We start from the raw sequence: 17,447 nt of genomic DNA on the forward strand, positions 1-17,447 counted from the left end.
TTAAGACACCTCCCCTGCGGAGTTCGGCTGCCGCGACGCCGACTTACCGCGCGCCTGTTTCGTCCCCTAGCTACTGTCCAGTAACATTGGCCGCAATTGCTGAGGTTCAGCGATGGTTCTAAAGGGAGGTCCGTGCGATGGAGGTCCTGGTCACCGGCGGGGACACCGATCTGGGCCGCACGATCGCGGGCGGTTTCCGCGACGCCGGACACAGGGTCGTGATCACCGGCGCCCGCCGCGCCGACCTGGAGGTGGCCGCCAAAGAACTCGATGTCGACGCGCTGGTATTCGACAACACCGATCCGGCCAGCCTCGAAGAGGCCCGCGGACAGTTCCCCCACCATCTGGACACCATCGTCAACGTGCCCGCCCCGCGCTGGGATGCGGGCGATCCGCGCGCCTATTCGCTGGCCGACCACGCGATGGCCTGGCGCCATGCGCTGGACGCCACTGTGCTTTCGGCGGTGCTGACCGTGCAGATCCTCGGCGACCATCTGCGCTCCGGCGGGTCGATCGTCACCGTCATCCCCGCACCTCCGAGTGACGGCAGCGCCGAGGCGGCCATCAAAGCCGCAGTGGCGGACTGGACGTCGGGCCAGACCGGTCATTTCGGCACCCGCGGCATCACCGTCAACGCGATAGCCGCAGGCCGCAGCGCCGAACCGGGCTACGACGGCCTGTCGCGCACCACGCCGACGGTGGCCGAGGAGATCACCCGGTTGGCGCTGTTTCTGACCACACCGGCCGCCCGCCACATCACCGGGCAGACCCTGCACGTCAGCCAGGGCGCCGCGGCCAGCTGGGAATGAATCCGAGGCTGGCGCGGTAGAACTACTGCGTGAGCATTCGACTCGGACTTCAGATACCCAACTTCTCCTACGGCACCGGCGTCGCCCAGATCTTCCCCACAGTGATCGAGCAGGCGCGGGAAGCAGAAGCGGCCGGCTTCGACTCTGTCTTCGTGATGGACCACTTCTACCAACTGCCCGGGCTCGGCACCCCGGATGCGCCGATGCTCGAGGCGTACACGGCGCTGGGCGGGTTGGCCGCCGCCACCGAACGTGTCCAGCTGGGCACGCTGGTCACCGGCAACACCTACCGCAACCCGACCCTGCTGGCCAAGGCCATCACCACGCTCGACGTGATGAGCCAGGGCCGCGCGGTGCTGGGCATCGGCACCGGCTGGTATGAGTTGGAACACCAAAGCCTCGGCTACGAGTTCGGCACCTTCACCGACCGGTTCAACAAGCTCGACGAGGCGCTGCAGATCATCCTGCCGATGCTGGCCGGTGAGCGGCCCACGGTTTCGGGCAAGTACTACCGCACCGAGGAGGCGATGGCCGAGCCGCGGTTCCGCGACCACATTCCGCTGATGATCGGCGGCAGCGGCGAGAAGAAGACCATTCCGCTCGCGGCGCGGCACTTCGACCACCTCAACATCATCGCCGGATTCGACGAACTGCCCCGCAAGCTGCAGGTGGTCAAGGAGCGCTGCGCCGAGATCGGCCGCGACCCAGCAACACTGGAGACCAGCATGCTCGTCGTCGCGATCATCGACGAAAACGTCACGGGCGACGTGATTCCCGACGACTTCAAACAGCAGGCCGTCTTCGGCAGCCCCGAGCAGGTGGTCGAGCAGCTGAAGGCCAAGGTGTTCGACGTGGGCGTCGATGGCGTGATCCTGAGCCCGGTGACGAGCCTCAACGGTTATCAGCCCGGTGGGGTCACCGCGGTCGGCGAGCTTCTCAAGCCGATTCTGGAAGGCTAATCTGAACGCCTGACGTGGGATATGCCACAGCTGACGGAATCGTCGATCCGAGGTTCAGGCCACTACCGTGGTGGGTAGAACTGCACGTGAAGCACCTTCGAGGAGCCCAATCATGAGCCATCCCGGAGCCACTGCATCTGATCGGCACAAAGTCGTCATCATCGGATCAGGGTTCGGCGGGTTGACCGCTGCCAAGCGGCTCAAGCGTGCCGACGTCGACGTCAAACTGATCGCCAAGACCAGCCACCACCTGTTCCAGCCGCTGCTGTATCAGGTCGCGACCGGCATCATCCCGTCGGGCGAGATCGCGCCGCCGACCCGGATGATCCTGCGCAAGCAGAAGAACTGTCAGGTGCTGCTCGGCGATGTCGTCAACATCGATCTCACCAAGCAGACCGTCACCTCGGAGTTGCTGGGCCACACCTACGTCACGCCGTTCGATTCGTTGATCGTCGCCGCCGGCGCCGGGCAGTCCTACTTCGGCAACGACCACTTCGCCGAATGGGCGCCCGGGATGAAGTCGATCGACGACGCGCTCGAGCTGCGGGGCCGCATCCTCACCGCGTTCGAGCAGGCCGAGCGGTCCAGCGACCCCGCCCGCCGGGAGAAGTTGCTCACGTTCACCGTCGTCGGCGCGGGTCCGACCGGCGTCGAAATGGCAGGGCAGATCGCTGAATTGGCCGATCACACCCTCAAAGGTGCGTTCCGCCACATTGATTCGACCACCGCGCGGGTGATCCTGCTCGACGCGGCACCGGCCGTGCTGCCCCCGATGGGTGAGAAGCTCGGCAACAAGGCCAAGGCGCGGCTGGAGAAGATGGGCGTCGACATCCAGCTCAGCGCGATGGTCACCGACGTCGACCGCAACGGCATCACCGTCAAAGACGCTGACGGCACCATCCGGCGTATCGAATCGGCGACCAAGGTGTGGTCGGCCGGGGTGTCGGCCAGCCCGCTGGGCCGCGACCTCGCCGAGCAGTCCGGTGTGGAGATCGACAAGGCCGGCCGCGTCGTGGTGTTACCGGACCTGTCCATCCCCGGACACCCCAACGTGTTCGTGGTCGGCGACATGGCCTACGTCGACGGGGTGCCCGGGCAGGCGCAGGGCGCCATCCAGGGCGGCAGGTACGCCGCCGACGCCATCAAGGGGTATATCAAGGGCGCCGACCCCGCGGAGCGCGAGCCGTTCCAGTACTTCGACAAGGGCTCGATGGCCACGGTGTCCCGCTTCTCCGCGGTCGCCAAGATCGGACCGCTGGAGTTCGGCGGGTTCATCGCCTGGCTGGCCTGGCTGGTGCTGCACCTGGTCTATCTGGTCGGGTTCCGCCGCAAGCTCACCACGCTGGTGTCGTGGACCGTTACCTTCCTGTCCACCCAGCGCGGCAACCTCACGATCACCGAGCAGCAGGCCTACGCCCGCACCAGGATCGAAGAGCTCGAGGAGATCGCGGCATCGGTGCAGGACACGCAGAAAGCCGCGGTCTGACGACCGGTCAATGACCTTGTGCCATCACGGTACTCACGTGCGCGCGTGTTCGCGTTGAATCGGCCTGCGCACACCACAGGTTAATTTGTTCGTCACATTCAGACATTTGGCAGAAACACAGCCGCTCTAACGTCCCCAAGCGAACAACCGCACGTTGTCTGCGGGACATATAGGGAAAGGCTGTTCATGCGACTTCTACGACGCTCAGTGCTGGTGGCCGGAAGCCTTGCCGCCGCAACGGGCCTGGTCCTGGCGGGCTGCGGAAGCAAGGCAGGGGAATCCGGTTCGGCCAGCGCCGAGTCGTGTGTCGACACCTCCGGGCCCAGTGTCAAAATCGGCGCGCTGAACTCACTTTCGGGCACCATGGCCATCTCCGAGGTGACCGTGCGCAACGCCATCGATCTGGCGGTCGAGCAGATCAACGCCGCCGGTGGCGTGATGGGCAAGCAGGTCGAGCTGGTAGGTGAGGACGGCGCCTCCGAACCGACCGTGTTCGCCGAGAAAGCCGAAAAGCTGATCAGCAGCGACTGTGTGGCTGCGGTCTTCGGCGGCTGGACGTCCTCGTCGCGCAAGGCGATGCTGCCGGTGTTCGAGAGCACCGACGCGCTGCTCTACTACCCGGTGCAGTACGAGGGCCTGGAGGCCTCCGACAACATCTTCTACACCGGGGCCACCACCAACCAGCAGATCGTGCCCGCGCTGGACTATCTCAAGGAGCAGGGCGTCACATCGCTGTACCTGGTCGGCAGCGACTACGTCTTCCCGCAGACCGCCAACCGGATCATCAAGGCGTACGCCGACGCCAACGGCATCGAGATCAAGGGTGAGGACTACACGCCGCTGGGTTCGACGGACTTCTCCACGATCGTCAACAAAATCCGCACCGCCGACGCCGACGCGGTGTTCAACACCCTCAACGGTGACTCCAACGTCGCGTTCTTCCGCGAGTACCGCAACGTCGGCCTGACACCGCAGGACATGCCCGTCGTGTCGGTGTCGATCGCCGAGGAAGAGATCGGCGGCATCGGCGTGCAGAACATCACCGGTCAGCTGACCGCATGGAACTACTACCAGACCATCGACACTCCGGTGAACAACGCGTTCGTCAAGGCGTACAAGGACAAGTACGGCGCCGACAAGCCCACCTCGGATCCGATGGAGGCCGCCTACGTCTCGGTGTACCTGTGGAAGAACACCGTCGAGAAGGCGAAGTCGTTCGACGTCAGCGCAATCCAGGACAACGCGGGCGGTGTGACGTTCGACGCGCCGGAGGGTCTGGTCACGATCGACGGGGAGAACCACCACATCACCAAGACCGCCCGCATCGGTGAGATCCGCCCCGACGGGCTGATCTACACGGTCTGGGAGTCCCCCGGCCCGATCGAGCCCGACCCGTATCTGAAGACGTATCCGTGGGCGGCCGGCCTGTCGAGCTGAGCACCCTGTGGATGTCCTGATCGGGCAGCTGGCAACGGGATTGAGCCTCGGCTCGATCCTGTTGCTGGCCGCGCTGGGATTGTCGCTGACGTTCGGCCAGATGGGCGTCATCAACATGGCGCACGGCGAGTTCATCATGGCCGGCTGCTACACCGCCTACGTCGTGCAGCAGATCGTCTCCAACGCCGGTGCGTCGCTGCTGATCTCGCTGCTGATCGGTTTCCTCATCGGTGGTGCGCTCGGCGCACTGCTGGAGACCACGCTGATCCGGCGGATGTACCACCGCCCCCTCGACACGCTGCTGGTGACGTTCGGCGTCGGCCTCGTGCTACAACAGGTGGCGCGCGACATCTTCGGCGCGCCCGCCGTCAACGTGGTGGCGCCGGCTTGGCTGTCGGGCGGGGTGGAGATTTTCGGCGCGGTGGTGCCCAAGACCCGGATCTTCATCCTGGTGCTGGCCGTCGTGTGTGTTGCGGCGCTGGCGGCCGCGCTGAAGTTCAGCCCGATGGGCCGGCGCATCCGCGCGGTGGTGGCGAACCGGGACCTGGCGGAGACCAGCGGGATCTCGTCGCGAAGGACCGATGTCACAACGTTTTTCGTCGGCTCGGGCCTGGCGGCGGTGGCGGGGGTGGCGTTGACGCTGATCGGTTCGACCAGCCCCACCATCGGGCAGAGCTACCTGATCGACGCGTTCCTGGTGGTCGTGGTCGGCGGACTGGGCCAGCTCAAGGGCACAGTGATCGCCGCGTTCGGGCTGGGCCTGGTGAACTCGTTCCTCGAGTACAACAGCACCGCGTCGGTGGCCAAGGTGGTGCTGTTCGTGATCATCGTGATCTTCCTGCAGGTCCGTCCGCAGGGCCTGTTCACCGTCCGGACAAGGAGCCTCGCGTGAAAACCGTTCTGGGCCGCTGGCAGACCTGGGCCGGCTTCGGCGTCGCCGCCGTGCTGCTGTTCGCTGTGGCGCCCGCGGTGTTGTCGGAATTCCGGCTCAGCCTGCTTGCCAAGTTCCTGTGCTTCGCGATCGTCGCGGTCGGCATCGGGCTGGCCTGGGGCCGCGGCGGCATGCTCGTGCTGGGCCAAGGGGTGTTCTTCGGCCTCGGCGGCTACATGATGGGCATGCACCTCAAGATCGCCGACGCACAGATCCGCGGCAACGATGTGCCGGACTTCATGCAGATCGCCGGGGTGCGTGAACTGCCCGGCTACTGGGTGCCGTTCGCCTCCCCCGCGTTCACGCTGGCCGCGATCGTGTTGGTGCCGACCGCCATCGCCGCGGCGTTGGGCCTCGGTGTGTTCAAACGCCGGGTCAAGGGCGCCTACTTCGCGATCCTGTCACAAGCCCTGGCGGCTGCCCTGGCGATCTTGCTGGTCGGGCAGACCAGCCTGGGCGGTAGCAATGGGCTCAACAGGTTTCGCACCTTCTTCGGGTTCACGCTCGACGACCCGGTGAACCGGCGGATGCTGTACTTCATCGCCGCCGCGGTGCTGCTGCTCGTGGTCGCGGTGGTGCGGCAGCTGATGGTGAGCCGGTACGGCGAATTGCTGGTCGCCGTGCGCGACGGTGAGGAACGGGTGCGGTTCCTCGGCTATGACCCGGCCAACATCAAGGTGGTCGCGTATTCGGTCGCCGCGCTGTTCGCCAGCATCGCCGGGGCACTGTTCGCGCCGATCGTCGGGTTCATCGCGCCCTCACAGGTCGGCATCCTGCCGTCGATCGCGTTTCTGATCGGCGTGGCCATCGGCGGTCGCACCACGCTGTTGGGCCCGGTGCTGGGCGCCATCGGCGTCGCCTGGGCGCAAACCGTGTTCTCCGAACGGTTTCCCTCGGAGTGGATCTACGCCCAGGGGCTGCTGTTCATCCTGGTCGTCGGTTTCATGCCCGCCGGGCTGGCCGGCCTCGGCGCGGTGTTCGCGCGGCGGCGGTTACGCAAACCAAAGCCGCCGCCCGCACCAGAACCGGCGGCGCAACCCGACCCCGACCCCGAGAAGGTGGGTGCACCCACATGAGCACGTCCACGGAACCCGCCCCCGGCGGCAACGCCGGCATGGGCGCCGAGTATCTCGAGATCCGCGGACTCACCGTCGATTTCGACGGTTTCAAGGCGGTCAGCGGCGTCGACCTGACGCTGTTCCAGGGTGACCTGCGGTTTCTGATCGGGCCCAACGGCGCGGGCAAGACCACGGTCATCGACGCGATCACGGGCCTGGTCAGCGCCACCGGATCGGTCAACAAGTCCGGTGTGGAGCTGCTCGGCAAGAAGGTGCACCAGGTCGCCCGGCTCGGGGTGGGACGCACGTTCCAAACCGCCAGCGTGTTCGAGCAGCTGACCGTGCTGCAGAACCTCGACATCGCCGCGGGCGCGGGTCGGTCGGCGTGGACCCTGTTGCGCCGCAGGCGCGGAGTGCTGCCCGAAATCGAAACCGCGCTCGACACGATCGGCCTAGCTGACCACGCCGACAAGCCGGCCGGTGCGCTGGCCCACGGCCAGAAGCAGTGGCTGGAGATCGGCATGCTGCTGGTGCAGAACGCCGACGTGCTGCTACTCGACGAACCGGTCGCCGGCATGAGCCACGAGGAACGCGAAGAGACCGGAAACCTGTTGCGCCGCATCGGCGCGCAACGCACCGTCGTCGTCGTCGAACACGATATGGACTTCATGCGGGCCTTCGCCACCTCGGTGACCGTGCTGGCCCGCGGACAGGTCATCGCCGACGGAACGGTCGCCGAAGTCCAAGCCAACCCGAAGGTGCAGGAGGTCTACCTCGGCACCGCACTGGTCGAGGAGAACCGCTGATGCTGCAACTCGTCGACGTCCGCAGCGGTTACGGCCGCTCCGAGGTCATCCACGGCGTCAGCATCGAGGTGCCCACCGATGGCGTGGCGGCGGTGATGGGCCACAACGGCGCGGGTAAGACCACGCTGCTGCGCGCAGCGGTCGGACTGCTCAAATGTGCTGCGGGCAAGGTGCTCTTCGACGGCGACGACATCACCAAGCTGCGGCCGAGCGCACGGGTGGCCCGCGGCCTCGCTTACGTGCCGCAGGGCCAGCAATCCTTCGGCCAGCTGACCACCATGGAGAACCTGCAGGTCGTCGCCGACGGGCGCAAAAACGGCAGACGGCGCCTTGACGAACAACTCGACCTGTTTCCGGCTCTGCGAGAAGTACTGTCCCGCAAGGCCGGTCTGCTCTCAGGTGGGCAACGCCAGCAGCTCGCGATCGCCCGCGCGCTGATCACCGATCCCCGATGCCTGATCCTCGACGAGCCGACCGAGGGGATCCAGCCCTCGGTGGTGGCCGAGATCGAATCCGCCATCACCGATCTCACCAACCGCGGAAACCTCGGTGTGCTGCTCGTCGAACAACACATCGGCTTCGCGCTGGAGTCCTCGCAGCGCTACTACATTCTGGAAGCCGGGCGGCTCACCTCCAGCGGCACCGGCGGCTCGGCTTCGGAAACCGATGTGCGCGCCGCGATGGCGATCTAGAGCCGCTCCCCCTGCCAGGTCGCCAGGCAGCCGCCGCCGGCCAGGGCCAACGGCAGCCCCGCGGTGTCGGCGGCGCCGTTTGGATAGTGCAGTTCGCTGACGCAGGCCATCGGCGCGCCGAGATCGTCGTCGGTCACCGAGCCGCTGCCCAGCTCGATGCGGTGGCGCAACAACGGCGCACCGTTGACGTCGGCGTGCAACGATCCCGACCAGAAACCTTGATGCTCACCGGATCTGCCGATCTGCACCCGTTCCCGCAGCCGGACCCGGCCCGGTCCGGTCAGTTCCAGGTGGGTGGCGGTGAGGTGGCGCGACGTCGCGGCGACGACGGTGGGCTCCGGATCGAGGTCGAGATCCCCGGCGACCTCGAGGTTCCACACCACGCGCGATTCCACCGTCGACGGACCCGGCAGCGTCACCGTCGCCGCCGTCGTGCGCACCCGCAGCCGCGCCCCCGCTTCGACCACGACGCGCACCGCCAGCGTGTCACCGCCCAACGGGGTGGCCGCGGCCGACACCAGGTGCACGGTGTCGGCCTCGGTGTGGCGTGCCGCCAGCGCTCCCGTGCACTCGATCCGCGCCCGGCGGCCGGGGCTGGCGATGATCACCACGTCAGAGCGCACTAGACCGGCACCTGCAGCTGCTGGCGCACCCAGGCCAGCACCGGCGTCGCCGCCGGGTCCTCGGTCAGCGAGATCAACACCGTGGGGCGTTCACCGCGCACGGCGGCGGCGTCGCGGCGCATCACGTCGAGGTCGGCGCCGACCATCGGGGCGAGATCGGTCTTGTTGACCACCAACAGATCCGAGTACGTCACACCGGGACCGCCCTTGCGCGGCACCTTGTCGCCACCGGCCACGTCGATGACGAAGATCTGCACGTCGACGAGGCCCGAGGAGAACGTGGCGGTGAGGTTGTCACCACCGGACTCCACCAGGATCAGGTCGAGCCGCTGCGCCGGTCCCGAGTTGGCCGTGATGAGGTCGTCGATGGCGTCGAGGTTGGCGGTGATGTCGTCGCGGATGGCGGTGTGCGGGCAGCCGCCGGTCTGCACCGCCGCGATGCGCGCATCGGGCAGCACGGCGTGCTGGCGCAGAAAGTCGGCGTCCTCGGTGGTGTAGATGTCGTTGGTCAGCACCGCCACCGACAGGCCCTCGCGCAGCTGGCGGCACAGCGCCGCGACCAGCGCCGTCTTGCCCGAGCCGACGGGCCCGCCGACCCCGATGCGCAACGGCTCCCCCGGCTGACGCAGGCGCTTGGGCCGGTCGAGGTGAGCGTGGGGCTGACCGTCGAGGAAATGCGGTGGCATGGTGCGCCTTTCAGGAGGCGAATAGGGGGCGTTCGCGTTGGCTGTGCCTCTCGGCCAGCACGTCGAGCAGCGGATCGGACAGTTCGGCCAGCTCCTTGGCGGCCTCGGCGGCCAGTTGGTCACACAGCGGCGCCAATTCGAACGTCACGGCCGCGACGTCACCGGGGTCCAGTGCCAGCAGCCGCTGCGCGGCGGTGGCCGAACCGGTCATTGTCGTGTAGATCACCGACAGCGCGGTGTGTTCGGCCGCCATGTCGCCGGCGGCCCCCACCACGCCCGCCGCGACCGCCAGGTGTGGGGCGCCGCCCAGCCGGCGCCATTCGACCTCAGGCCACACCTGCCGTGCCAAGCGGACCAGACCGCGGCCCTGGGCGCGGGAGGCCCGGCGGGCCGCCGGAGCCGGTGTGCGGGCGTCGGTTTCGCGGTCGGCGGCCTCGACGTCGAGCCGGGCGCTGTGCACGGCCGCCGCGACCGAAGCCGCCACCAGACCGTGGGTGCGGACGCGGCGGCCCAGAAACGCCCGCAGCGTCGCGAGGTCGCTGACCCGCCCCTCGGCGACGGCCTGCTCGACGCCGCCGGAGTGCACGTGCCCACCTGTGGGCAGCCGCGAGTCCGACAGCGTCAACAGCGTCGCGAGGTTGGTCATCAGAACAGGAAGTACCGCTGCGCCATGGGAAGTTCGGCGGCCGGGTCCTCGCGCCACACGTCGCCGTCGATGCGCACGGTGAACGTGTCCGGGTCGACCTCGATGTCGGGCAGCGCGTCGTTGAGCGGCAGATCGGCTTTACCCACCGTGCGCACGTCCTTGACCGCGACCATGCGGCGGGCGACGGCGAGCCGGTCCGCCAGCCCGTCCTCGACGGCCTGCGGGGACACGAAATGCACCGACGTGGCCGCCGCCGACACCGGCGCAGCGCCGAACATCGGCCGCGGCAGCACCGGCTGCGGGGTCGGTATCGACGCGTTGGCGTCTCCCATTGCGGCCCAGGCGATCATGCCGCCTTTCACCACGGCGTGCGGTCGCACCCCGAAGAACGCCGGCTCCCACAACACGAGGTCGGCCAGCTTGCCCACCTCGACCGAACCCACCTCGTGGTCGAGGCCGTGCGCGACGGCCGGGCAGATCGTGTACTTGGCGACATAGCGGCGCACCCGGTTGTTGTCGGCGCCTGCGGTGTCGCCCGGCAGGGCGCCCCGGCGGCGTTTCATCACATGCGCGGTCTGCACGGTGCGGATGACCACCTCCCCGATGCGGCCCATCGCCTGCGCGTCGCTGCCGATCATCGAGATCGCGCCGATGTCGTGCAGCAGGTCTTCGGCGGCCATCGTCGACGGCCGGATCCGGCTCTCGGCGAACGCGAGATCCTCTGGCACAGCGGGGTTGAGGTGATGGCACACCATCAGCATGTCGAGGTGCTCGTCGAGGGTGTTGACCGTGTGGGGCCGGGTCGGGTTCGTCGAACTGGGAAGCACGTGCGGCTGCGCCGCCACCGTGATGATGTCGGGTGCGTGCCCACCGCCCGCACCCTCGGTGTGATAGGCGTGGATCGAGCGCCCGTTGATCGCGCCGATCGTGCCCTCGACGAAACCGGCCTCGTTGAGCGTGTCCGAGTGCAGCGCCACCTGCACCCCGGCCGCGTCGGCGACGGTCAGGCAGGCATCGATCGCCGCAGGCGTCGATCCCCAGTCCTCGTGCAACTTGAAACCCGAAGCGCCACCGCGTAACTGCTCCCACATCGCCTCGGCGCTGACCGTGTTGCCCTTGCCCAGCAGCGCGAAGTTGAGCGGCCAGGAATCCAGCGACTCCAGCATCCGTCCCAGATGCCACGCACCCGGGGTGACCGTGGTGGCCTTGCTGCCTTCGGCGGGACCGGTGCCACCGGCGATCACGGTGGTGATGCCGGAGCCGATCGCCTCCGACATCAACTGCGGACAGATCAGATGCACGTGGCAGTCGATACCGCCGGCCGTGACGATGCGGCCGTTGCCTGCGATGATCTCCGTCGACGGTCCGACCACCAGGTCGGGGTGCACGCCCGCCATGATCTCGGGGTTGCCCGCCTTGCCGATCGCCACGATGCGTCCGTCACGAATTCCGATGTCGGCCTTGATGACTCCCCAGTAGTCGATGATGACCGCGCCGGTGATAACGGTGTCGGGCGCACCCTCGGCCCTGGTGGCGCGGGCCTGACCCATCGACTCGCGCAACACCTTGCCGCCGCCGAACACCGCTTCGTCGCCCGCCAGATCGGGGCCGCCGCTGCGGTCCTCGGTGATCTCGACGAACAGGTCGGTGTCGGCCAACCGGATCCGGTCGCCCGTGGTGGGACCGAACAGCGCGGCATACCGAGGCCGCGACAGCCGGGTCATGACGCGTCCAGACGGCCGGGAGGCGACAGCGTCAACCCGTGTACTTCGCGTGAACCGGACAGCGGTACCAGCGTGACCTGTTGGGCGACACCGGGCTCGAAGCGCACCGCGGTGCCCGCAGGGATATCGAGCCGGTATCCGTGCGCGGCGGCGCGGTCGAATTCCAGCGCCGTGTTGGCCTGCGGCAGGTGCACGTGGCTGCCGACCTGCACAGGGCGGTCACCGGTGTTGACCACGTCCATCTCGAGACGCGTTGCGCCGACGTTGATCTCGATGTCGCCGGCGCCGAACACGATTTCGCCGGGCACCATTGGCCCGCTCACGAGATCGGGTGATGGACGGTGACCAGCTTGGTGCCGTCCGGAAACGTCGCCTCCACCTGGACGTCCTCGAGCATCTCGGGCACCCCTTCCATGACGTCGTCGCGGCGCAGCACCTCACGACCGCTGACCATCAACTCCGCGACCGTGCGGCCGTCACGGGCGCCCTCGAGGATGTGGTCGCTGATAACGGCGACCGCCTCGGGATGGTTGAGCAGCAGGCCGCGGGCCTGTCGCCGCCGCGCCAACTCGGCGGCATACGACAGCAGCAGCAGATCCTGTTCATGCGGCGATAAGCGCATAGTCGGCGATACTGCCATGCCTCGCCCAGCGCAGCAGCGCGAGCGATGTGCGTTTTACTCCGCCGGCATGTTCTGCAGCCGCACCTGCCCGCGGGCGACGACGCGGTCTCGCTCGTCGGTGACGGTGATCTGCCACAGCTGCTGGCGTCGTCCGCGGTGGATCGGGGTGGACACCGCGGTGACCGTGCCCGAGGAGATCGCGCGCAGGAAGTCGGTGTTGTTGTTGACCCCGACCACCAGGCCGCCGCCGTTTTCGGTGAGCCAGAGGTGGCCGGACACGCTGGCCAGGCTCTCGACGATCGCGCAGTACACGCCGCCGTGCACAATGCCCCCGGGCTGCAGCAGCCTTTCGGTTATGGTCAGCCGCGCCGTTCCGCCGTCGGGGCCGAGGTCGGCATAGGTCAGGCCCAGCGCGTTGTCGAATCCCTTGCCGAGATCGGCCATGTCGATGCTCACGCGAACGTGTCTACACGTGCGCGCCGCCGCCCTGTCCGCAGGGGTGGTGAGGCGTTATCGTCGGGCATGACCAAGAGCGCAAAAGATCTGGTGGCCGCCGCCAACGCGGTGGTGCCGCACATCTCCCATGCCGAGGCGTCCGAGATGATCGCCAAAGGCAACACCCTGGTCGTCGACGTACGCGACGCCCCCGAGGTCGAGCAGAGCGGCAAGGTGGCCGGCGCCGTGCACGTCCCGCGCGGGATGTTGGAGTTCCGGGCCGACCCTGAGTCGCCGTACCACGACGAAAACTTTTCGAAGGACAAGACCGTGATCGTGTACTGCGCCTCCGGTGGGCGGTCGGCGCTGTCCGGTCAGGCGCTCAAGGAGCTGGGTTACGAGCGGGTGTACAACCTGGGCGGGTTCGGCGACTGGGCCGAAAGCGGCGGCGCCATCGAAAAGCCGTAGAAAAGGCATAGAAAGAACCGGACGGGCCCCACACCAGCGGTGTGGGGCCCGTCCTTGATGTGGACCGGGAGTCTCTGCAGCCCTCAGGACTCCGGCGCGGTCCGGTGGTCGACGTCAATGACCTGATTAAGGATAGGCAAGGCTTGCCTAATTAAGCAAGACCTTCGCTCCGGAAACTCGGGAAGTTCCGCGGACCGGCAGCCCGAAGCCGACGAAGGCGTCGAGCACGGCCTGTCCGCGCTGCATGGCGGTCAGCTCACTGGACCCCGCCAGCAGCGGCACCAGGGTCGTGGCGCTCACCACGGCCGTGCCGACGACATGCCACATGGACGCCACCGACATCGCCCCGTGGCTCACCGCGGCCAGCTTGGCGAACAGCGGCTCGAGGGCACGGTGGCTGCGGTGGGCCACCCACGTCGTCAGCGCCGCTTCGCTCGGCAGCGCCACGATCCCGTCGCGCACCGCCCTGCGGTTATCGAAGTACGGATCGTCGGACAGCGCCCGCACCGTCGGATCCGCGACACCGACCCAGTCGATCGCCCCTTCGGAATCGACATGCACCCACAGGTTCTCCAGGCCGGTGTCCCAGGCCCGCGCCTCCAACACCAGAAGCGGTATCACCCGCCCGACGACGACGTGGGCCAGCGTCGCGGCCAACTGATGGGTCACCGCGGTCGGGCTGTCGGTCTCCTCATTGGCCAGATCGAACATGTTCTGCAGACGGTCTGTGGTCAACGCTTCGCTCAACGGCCACCATCGCCGGCGCGACAGGTCGCCCATCACCGCGACGCCGTAGACCCGCGGACATTCGGGATAGAGCTCACGCAGGCGTCGGCTCGATTCGTGCAGTGGTAGCGGCCGCCTGATCGCCATGCTGGCGATGAGCGGATCGTCGACCGCAACTGTCATGCGCACCTCCCGATCGTGACTTAGGTTAGCCTTACTATAGTCATCGAGGGAACGGCGGCTAGACCCTGTGACTGGACTCACAGCGCGGTCAGAAGCGGTGGTGAGGACCGTCGCAAATCGGGCCCGAGGACATAAATTCCGAACCTCCGCAGTTGGATACGACACACCGTAGTAAACCCGTAGTAAGCTGGCTTTACTGTCTCTAGGAGAGAACATTCGCATGCCCAAACTGACGCGGCTAGGGGACCTCGAACGTGAGGTGATGGATCATTTGTGGTCCGCACCGGAGCCCCAGACCGTGCGACAGGTCCACGAGGCGTTGTCGTCGCGGCGCGATCTGGCCTACACCACGATCATGACCGTGCTGCAGCGGCTTGCGAAGAAGAACCTCGTCGTGCAGCACCGCGACGACCGCGCCCACCGCTACGCACCCACGCACGGCCGCGACGAACTGGTCGCCGGGCTGATGGTCGACGCCCTCGACCAGGCCGCGGACTCCGGAAGCCGTGAGGCCGCGCTCGTGCACTTCGTCGAACGCGTCGGCGCCGATGAGGCGGCGGCATTGCGCCGGGCGCTGTCCGATCTGGAAGACAAAGACGGCATTTCGCGGCTCACTGGCCATTCAGGCGCTGACTGAGAGACACTGACAGCGTGTCCGCGCTGGCCTTCACCGTTCTGGCGCTGGTCCTGTCCGGACCAGTGCCTGCGATGCTGGCCCGCGCCTCCTGGCCGATGCGCGCGCCGCGGGCGGCCATCGTGTTGTGGCAGGCGATCGCCCTCGCCGCCGTGCTCTCGGCGTTCTCCGCAGGTATCGCCATCGCCAGCCGGCTTTTCGAACCCGGCGCCGACGGCCGGCCGACCGCGACCGTGGTCAGCGAGATCGCCGTGCTGGGTTGGCCGTTGTGGACCGTCTACGTGGTGGTTTTCGCGATCACCCTGGTGATCGGGGCGCGGCTGATCGTCTCCGTCCTCCAGGTCGCCGTCGCCACCCGGCGCCGACGGGCGCATCACCGCATGGTCGTCGACCTGGTCGGCAAATCCCAGACCTGCCGCCACCATCCGACCGCGGGCTACGGGCTTCGCATCCTCAACGTGGCTCAGCCGCTGGCTTACTGTCTGCCCGGCGTGCGCAGCCGGGTGGTTGTCAGCGAGGGCACGCTGAGCGCGTTGGCGGACAACGAGTTCGCCGCGATCCTTTCCCATGAACGCGCGCATCTGCGGGCCCGCCACGATCTGGTGCTGGAGATGTTCACCGCGGTGCACGCCGCGTTCCCGCGGTTCGTGCGCAGCGCCAGCGCGCTGGGCGCGGTCCGGCTGCTGATCGAGATGCTGGCCGACGACGCCGCGCTGCGCACCGCGGGCCCGACTCCCCTGGCCCGGGCGCTGGTGGCGTGCGCGGGCGGGCACACGCCCTCGGGTGCGCTGGCCGCCGGCGGGCCGACGACACTGCTTCGCGTGCGCCGCCTCGGTGGCCGCGGCAACAGCCTGGCGTGGGGCATCGCGGCGTATCTGGCCGCCGCGGCAGTGCTGGTGGTGCCGACCTATGCGGTGGCGCTGCCCTGGCTGACCGAACTGCACCGGCTCTTCACCGGATAGATCGCGTAGCGTTTTTCCGTTACACCAAGCGAAACAACGAAAGGCTGCCTGCATGAGCTCGTCGGACGCGTCCTCCCCAGCTGCCACCACAGGCACCGCGCAGATCGGGGTGACCGGCCTGGCGGTGATGGGCTCGAACATCGCGCGCAACTTCGCGCGGCACGGCTACACCGTCGCGCTGCACAACCGCTCGGTCGCCAAAACCGATGCGTTGCTGGCCGAGCACGGTTCCGACGGCAAGTTCGTCCGCACCGAGACCATCGCCGAATTCCTTGCCGCGCTGGAGAAACCGCGCCGGGTGTTGATCATGGTCAAGGCCGGTGAAGCGACCGACGCCGTGATCAACGAGCTCGCCGACGCGATGGATGACGGCGACATCATCATCGACGGCGGCAACGCGCTCTACACCGACACCATCCGGCGGGAGAAGGCCATGCGCGAGCGCGGCCTGCACTTCGTCGGCGCGGGCATCTCCGGCGGTGAGGAGGGCGCGCTCAACGGGCCCTCGATCATGCCGGGCGGCCCCGCCGAGTCCTACAAGTCGCTGGGCCCGTTGCTCGAGGAGATCTCCGCCCACGTCGACGGCGTGCCGTGCTGCACCCACATCGGCCCCGACGGGGCAGGCCATTTCGTGAAGATGGTGCACAACGGCATCGAATACTCCGATATGCAGCTCATCGGCGAGGCCTATCAGCTGCTGCGCGACGGGCTGGGCAAGTCGGCGGGCGAGATCGCCGACGTGTTCGACGAATGGAATTCCGGTGACCTGGACAGCTTTCTGGTCGAGATCACCGCGAAGGTGCTGCGCCAGGTCGATGCCAAGACCGAAAAGCCGCTGGTCGACGTCATCGTCGACGAGGCCGAACAGAAGGGCACCGGCCGGTGGACGGTGAAGTCCGCGCTCGACCTGGGTGTGCCGGTGACCGGCATCGCCGAGGCGGTGTTCGCCCGCGCGCTGTCGGGTTCGGTCGCCCAGCGGCAGGCCACCACCGGGCTGGCCTCCGGCGACCTAGGCCAAAACCCCAGTGACGCAGCCAAATTCACCGAGGATGTGCGCCAGGCGCTGTACGCGTCGAAGATCATCGCGTACGCGCAGGGCTTCAACCAGATCCAGGCGGGCAGCGCCGAGTACGGCTGGAACGTCGCCCCCGGTGACCTGGCCACCATCTGGCGCGGCGGCTGCATCATCCGCGCCAAGTTCCTCAACCGGATCAAGGACGCCTACGACAGCGAGCCGGACCTGGCCACGCTGATCGCGGCGCCGTACTTCCGCAGCGCGGTCGAGTCGGCGATCGACAGCTGGCGGCGCGTCGTCGTCACCGCCACCCAGCTGGGCATCCCGATCCCCGGGTTCGCCTCGGCGTTGTCCTACTACGACGCGCTGCGCACCGAGCGGCTGCCCGCCGCGCTGATCCAGGGTCTGCGCGACTACTTCGGCGCCCACACCTACGCGCGCATCGACGCCGACCGCGACCAGAAGTTCCACACGCTGTGGAGCGGCGACCGCAGCGAAGTCGAGGCCTGAGCCCTCGTCGAAACTGCGCACAGATCGCGATATCG

Annotated in this window: 20 protein-coding genes; 12 read left to right on the forward strand and 8 right to left on the reverse strand. The window is 67.7% G+C overall.

The features are described from left to right. Positions 1-137 precede the first annotated feature (137 nt). The 8 genes from ABQE93_RS19815 to urtE all read left to right on the forward strand — a co-directional run bounded on the left by ABQE93_RS19815 (position 138) and on the right by urtE (position 8,178). Positions 138-809, forward strand: coding sequence for an SDR family oxidoreductase (locus ABQE93_RS19815; RefSeq protein ID WP_448409933.1), 672 nt, complete (start codon positions 138-140; stop codon positions 807-809). A gap of 29 nt (positions 810-838) precedes the next feature. After that, complete coding sequence (locus ABQE93_RS19820) at positions 839-1,768, forward strand: LLM class F420-dependent oxidoreductase (RefSeq protein ID WP_448409931.1); 930 nt, start codon at positions 839-841, stop codon at positions 1,766-1,768. A 112-nt stretch (positions 1,769-1,880) separates the two neighbouring features. Continuing rightward, positions 1,881-3,254 (forward strand): type II NADH:quinone oxidoreductase Ndh, encoded by a 1,374-nt coding sequence (locus tag ABQE93_RS19825; protein ID WP_448409930.1) that lies wholly within the window; start codon positions 1,881-1,883, stop codon positions 3,252-3,254. Positions 3,255-3,440: 186 nt separating this feature from the next. After that, entirely contained in the window at positions 3,441-4,691 is a 1,251-nt protein-coding gene (gene urtA, locus ABQE93_RS19830) for an urea ABC transporter substrate-binding protein (protein WP_448409928.1), read from the forward strand. 7 nt (positions 4,692-4,698) lie between these two features. After that, positions 4,699-5,583 carry an urea ABC transporter permease subunit UrtB gene (urtB, locus tag ABQE93_RS19835; protein WP_448409926.1) on the forward strand — a complete coding sequence of 295 codons (885 nt, stop codon included), beginning with the start codon at positions 4,699-4,701 and terminating at the stop codon, positions 5,581-5,583. Then, positions 5,580-6,698, forward strand: coding sequence for an urea ABC transporter permease subunit UrtC (gene urtC, locus ABQE93_RS19840; protein ID WP_448409924.1), 1,119 nt, complete (start codon positions 5,580-5,582; stop codon positions 6,696-6,698). Before urtB ends, urtC begins: the two co-directional genes overlap by 4 nt. Beyond that, a complete protein-coding gene (gene urtD, locus ABQE93_RS19845) occupies positions 6,695-7,486 on the forward strand; it encodes an urea ABC transporter ATP-binding protein UrtD (RefSeq protein ID WP_448409922.1) in 792 nt (263 codons plus the stop codon). Before urtC ends, urtD begins: the two co-directional genes overlap by 4 nt. Next, entirely contained in the window at positions 7,486-8,178 is a 693-nt protein-coding gene (gene urtE / locus ABQE93_RS19850) for an urea ABC transporter ATP-binding subunit UrtE (RefSeq protein ID WP_448409920.1), read from the forward strand. Before urtD ends, urtE begins: the two co-directional genes overlap by 1 nt. Here the strand turns inward: urtE and ABQE93_RS19855 are convergent. The 7 genes from ABQE93_RS19855 to ABQE93_RS19885 are packed head-to-tail and all read right to left on the reverse strand — an operon-like array spanning position 8,175 to position 12,923. Continuing rightward, on the reverse strand, positions 8,175-8,801 hold the full coding sequence (locus ABQE93_RS19855) for an urease accessory protein UreD (protein WP_448409918.1): 627 nt from the start codon (positions 8,799-8,801) through the stop codon (positions 8,175-8,177). The genes urtE and ABQE93_RS19855 overlap by 4 nt on opposite strands. After that, on the reverse strand, positions 8,801-9,487 hold the full coding sequence (gene ureG, locus ABQE93_RS19860; RefSeq protein WP_448409916.1) for an urease accessory protein UreG: 687 nt from the start codon (positions 9,485-9,487) through the stop codon (positions 8,801-8,803). Before ureG ends, ABQE93_RS19855 begins: the two co-directional genes overlap by 1 nt. Before the next feature lie 10 nt (positions 9,488-9,497). Then, positions 9,498-10,133, reverse strand: a complete 636-nt coding sequence (locus ABQE93_RS19865) for an urease accessory protein UreF (RefSeq protein WP_448409914.1) — start codon at positions 10,131-10,133, stop codon at positions 9,498-9,500. Next, positions 10,133-11,857, reverse strand: coding sequence for an urease subunit alpha (locus tag ABQE93_RS19870; protein WP_448409913.1), 1,725 nt, complete (start codon positions 11,855-11,857; stop codon positions 10,133-10,135). The genes ABQE93_RS19865 and ABQE93_RS19870 overlap by 1 nt, the downstream gene beginning before the upstream one ends. After that, positions 11,854-12,168: an urease subunit beta gene (locus ABQE93_RS19875; protein ID WP_448410062.1), complete on the reverse strand. Its 315-nt coding sequence runs from the start codon at positions 12,166-12,168 to the stop codon at positions 11,854-11,856. The genes ABQE93_RS19870 and ABQE93_RS19875 overlap by 4 nt, the downstream gene beginning before the upstream one ends. 8 nt (positions 12,169-12,176) lie before the next feature. Next, on the reverse strand, positions 12,177-12,479 hold the full coding sequence (locus ABQE93_RS19880; RefSeq protein WP_448409912.1) for an urease subunit gamma: 303 nt from the start codon (positions 12,477-12,479) through the stop codon (positions 12,177-12,179). A gap of 54 nt (positions 12,480-12,533) precedes the next feature. Further along, complete coding sequence (locus tag ABQE93_RS19885; RefSeq protein ID WP_448410061.1) at positions 12,534-12,923, reverse strand: PaaI family thioesterase; 390 nt, start codon at positions 12,921-12,923, stop codon at positions 12,534-12,536. A gap of 78 nt (positions 12,924-13,001) precedes the next feature. On the opposite strand from ABQE93_RS19885, the gene ABQE93_RS19890 reads away from it, so the two are divergent. Beyond that, positions 13,002-13,382, forward strand: a complete 381-nt coding sequence (locus ABQE93_RS19890; RefSeq protein WP_448409910.1) for a rhodanese-like domain-containing protein — start codon at positions 13,002-13,004, stop codon at positions 13,380-13,382. 147 nt (positions 13,383-13,529) lie between these two features. Here ABQE93_RS19890 and ABQE93_RS19895 read toward each other — a convergent pair whose 3' ends face one another. Further along, the gene (locus ABQE93_RS19895; protein ID WP_448409909.1) at positions 13,530-14,291 is read right to left on the reverse strand and encodes an iron reductase; all 762 of its coding nucleotides are present in this window, start codon (positions 14,289-14,291) and stop codon (positions 13,530-13,532) included. Positions 14,292-14,511: 220 nt separating this feature from the next. Between ABQE93_RS19895 and ABQE93_RS19900 the strand changes: the two genes are divergently transcribed. From ABQE93_RS19900 to gndA, 3 genes are read left to right on the forward strand one after another with little or no spacing between them, the layout of a single operon-like run. Continuing rightward, positions 14,512-14,928: a BlaI/MecI/CopY family transcriptional regulator gene (locus ABQE93_RS19900; protein WP_448409907.1), complete on the forward strand. Its 417-nt coding sequence runs from the start codon at positions 14,512-14,514 to the stop codon at positions 14,926-14,928. Positions 14,929-14,942: 14 nt separating this feature from the next. Further along, the gene (locus ABQE93_RS19905) at positions 14,943-15,887 is read left to right on the forward strand and encodes a M56 family metallopeptidase (RefSeq protein ID WP_448409906.1); all 945 of its coding nucleotides are present in this window, start codon (positions 14,943-14,945) and stop codon (positions 15,885-15,887) included. A gap of 52 nt (positions 15,888-15,939) precedes the next feature. Then, the gene (gndA, locus tag ABQE93_RS19910) at positions 15,940-17,412 is read left to right on the forward strand and encodes an NADP-dependent phosphogluconate dehydrogenase (protein WP_448409905.1); all 1,473 of its coding nucleotides are present in this window, start codon (positions 15,940-15,942) and stop codon (positions 17,410-17,412) included. The last annotated feature ends 35 nt before the right edge of the window (positions 17,413-17,447 follow it).

Source organism: Mycolicibacterium sp. XJ662 (assembly GCF_053484035.1).

What these genes read in the sequence shown, in the direction of transcription:
- ABQE93_RS19815 (WP_448409933.1), top strand. Translation starts at nt 138, where the DNA reads ATGGAGGTCCTGGTCACCGGCGGGGACACCGATCTGGGCCGCACGATC.
- ABQE93_RS19825 (WP_448409930.1), top strand. Translation starts at nt 1,881, where the DNA reads ATGAGCCATCCCGGAGCCACTGCATCTGATCGGCACAAAGTCGTCATC.
- urtA (WP_448409928.1), top strand. Translation starts at nt 3,441, where the DNA reads ATGCGACTTCTACGACGCTCAGTGCTGGTGGCCGGAAGCCTTGCCGCC.
- urtD (WP_448409922.1), top strand. Translation starts at nt 6,695, where the DNA reads ATGAGCACGTCCACGGAACCCGCCCCCGGCGGCAACGCCGGCATGGGC.
- urtE (WP_448409920.1), top strand. Translation starts at nt 7,486, where the DNA reads ATGCTGCAACTCGTCGACGTCCGCAGCGGTTACGGCCGCTCCGAGGTC.
- ureG (WP_448409916.1), bottom strand. Translation starts at nt 9,487, where the DNA reads ATGCCACCGCATTTCCTCGACGGTCAGCCCCACGCTCACCTCGACCGG.
- ABQE93_RS19865 (WP_448409914.1), bottom strand. Translation starts at nt 10,133, where the DNA reads ATGACCAACCTCGCGACGCTGTTGACGCTGTCGGACTCGCGGCTGCCC.
- ABQE93_RS19870 (WP_448409913.1), bottom strand. Translation starts at nt 11,857, where the DNA reads ATGACCCGGCTGTCGCGGCCTCGGTATGCCGCGCTGTTCGGTCCCACC.
- ABQE93_RS19875 (WP_448410062.1), bottom strand. Translation starts at nt 12,168, where the DNA reads ATGGTGCCCGGCGAAATCGTGTTCGGCGCCGGCGACATCGAGATCAAC.
- ABQE93_RS19880 (WP_448409912.1), bottom strand. Translation starts at nt 12,479, where the DNA reads ATGCGCTTATCGCCGCATGAACAGGATCTGCTGCTGCTGTCGTATGCC.
- ABQE93_RS19885 (WP_448410061.1), bottom strand. Translation starts at nt 12,923, where the DNA reads ATGGCCGATCTCGGCAAGGGATTCGACAACGCGCTGGGCCTGACCTAT.
- ABQE93_RS19890 (WP_448409910.1), top strand. Translation starts at nt 13,002, where the DNA reads ATGACCAAGAGCGCAAAAGATCTGGTGGCCGCCGCCAACGCGGTGGTG.
- ABQE93_RS19895 (WP_448409909.1), bottom strand. Translation starts at nt 14,291, where the DNA reads ATGACAGTTGCGGTCGACGATCCGCTCATCGCCAGCATGGCGATCAGG.
- ABQE93_RS19900 (WP_448409907.1), top strand. Translation starts at nt 14,512, where the DNA reads ATGCCCAAACTGACGCGGCTAGGGGACCTCGAACGTGAGGTGATGGAT.
- gndA (WP_448409905.1), top strand. Translation starts at nt 15,940, where the DNA reads ATGAGCTCGTCGGACGCGTCCTCCCCAGCTGCCACCACAGGCACCGCG.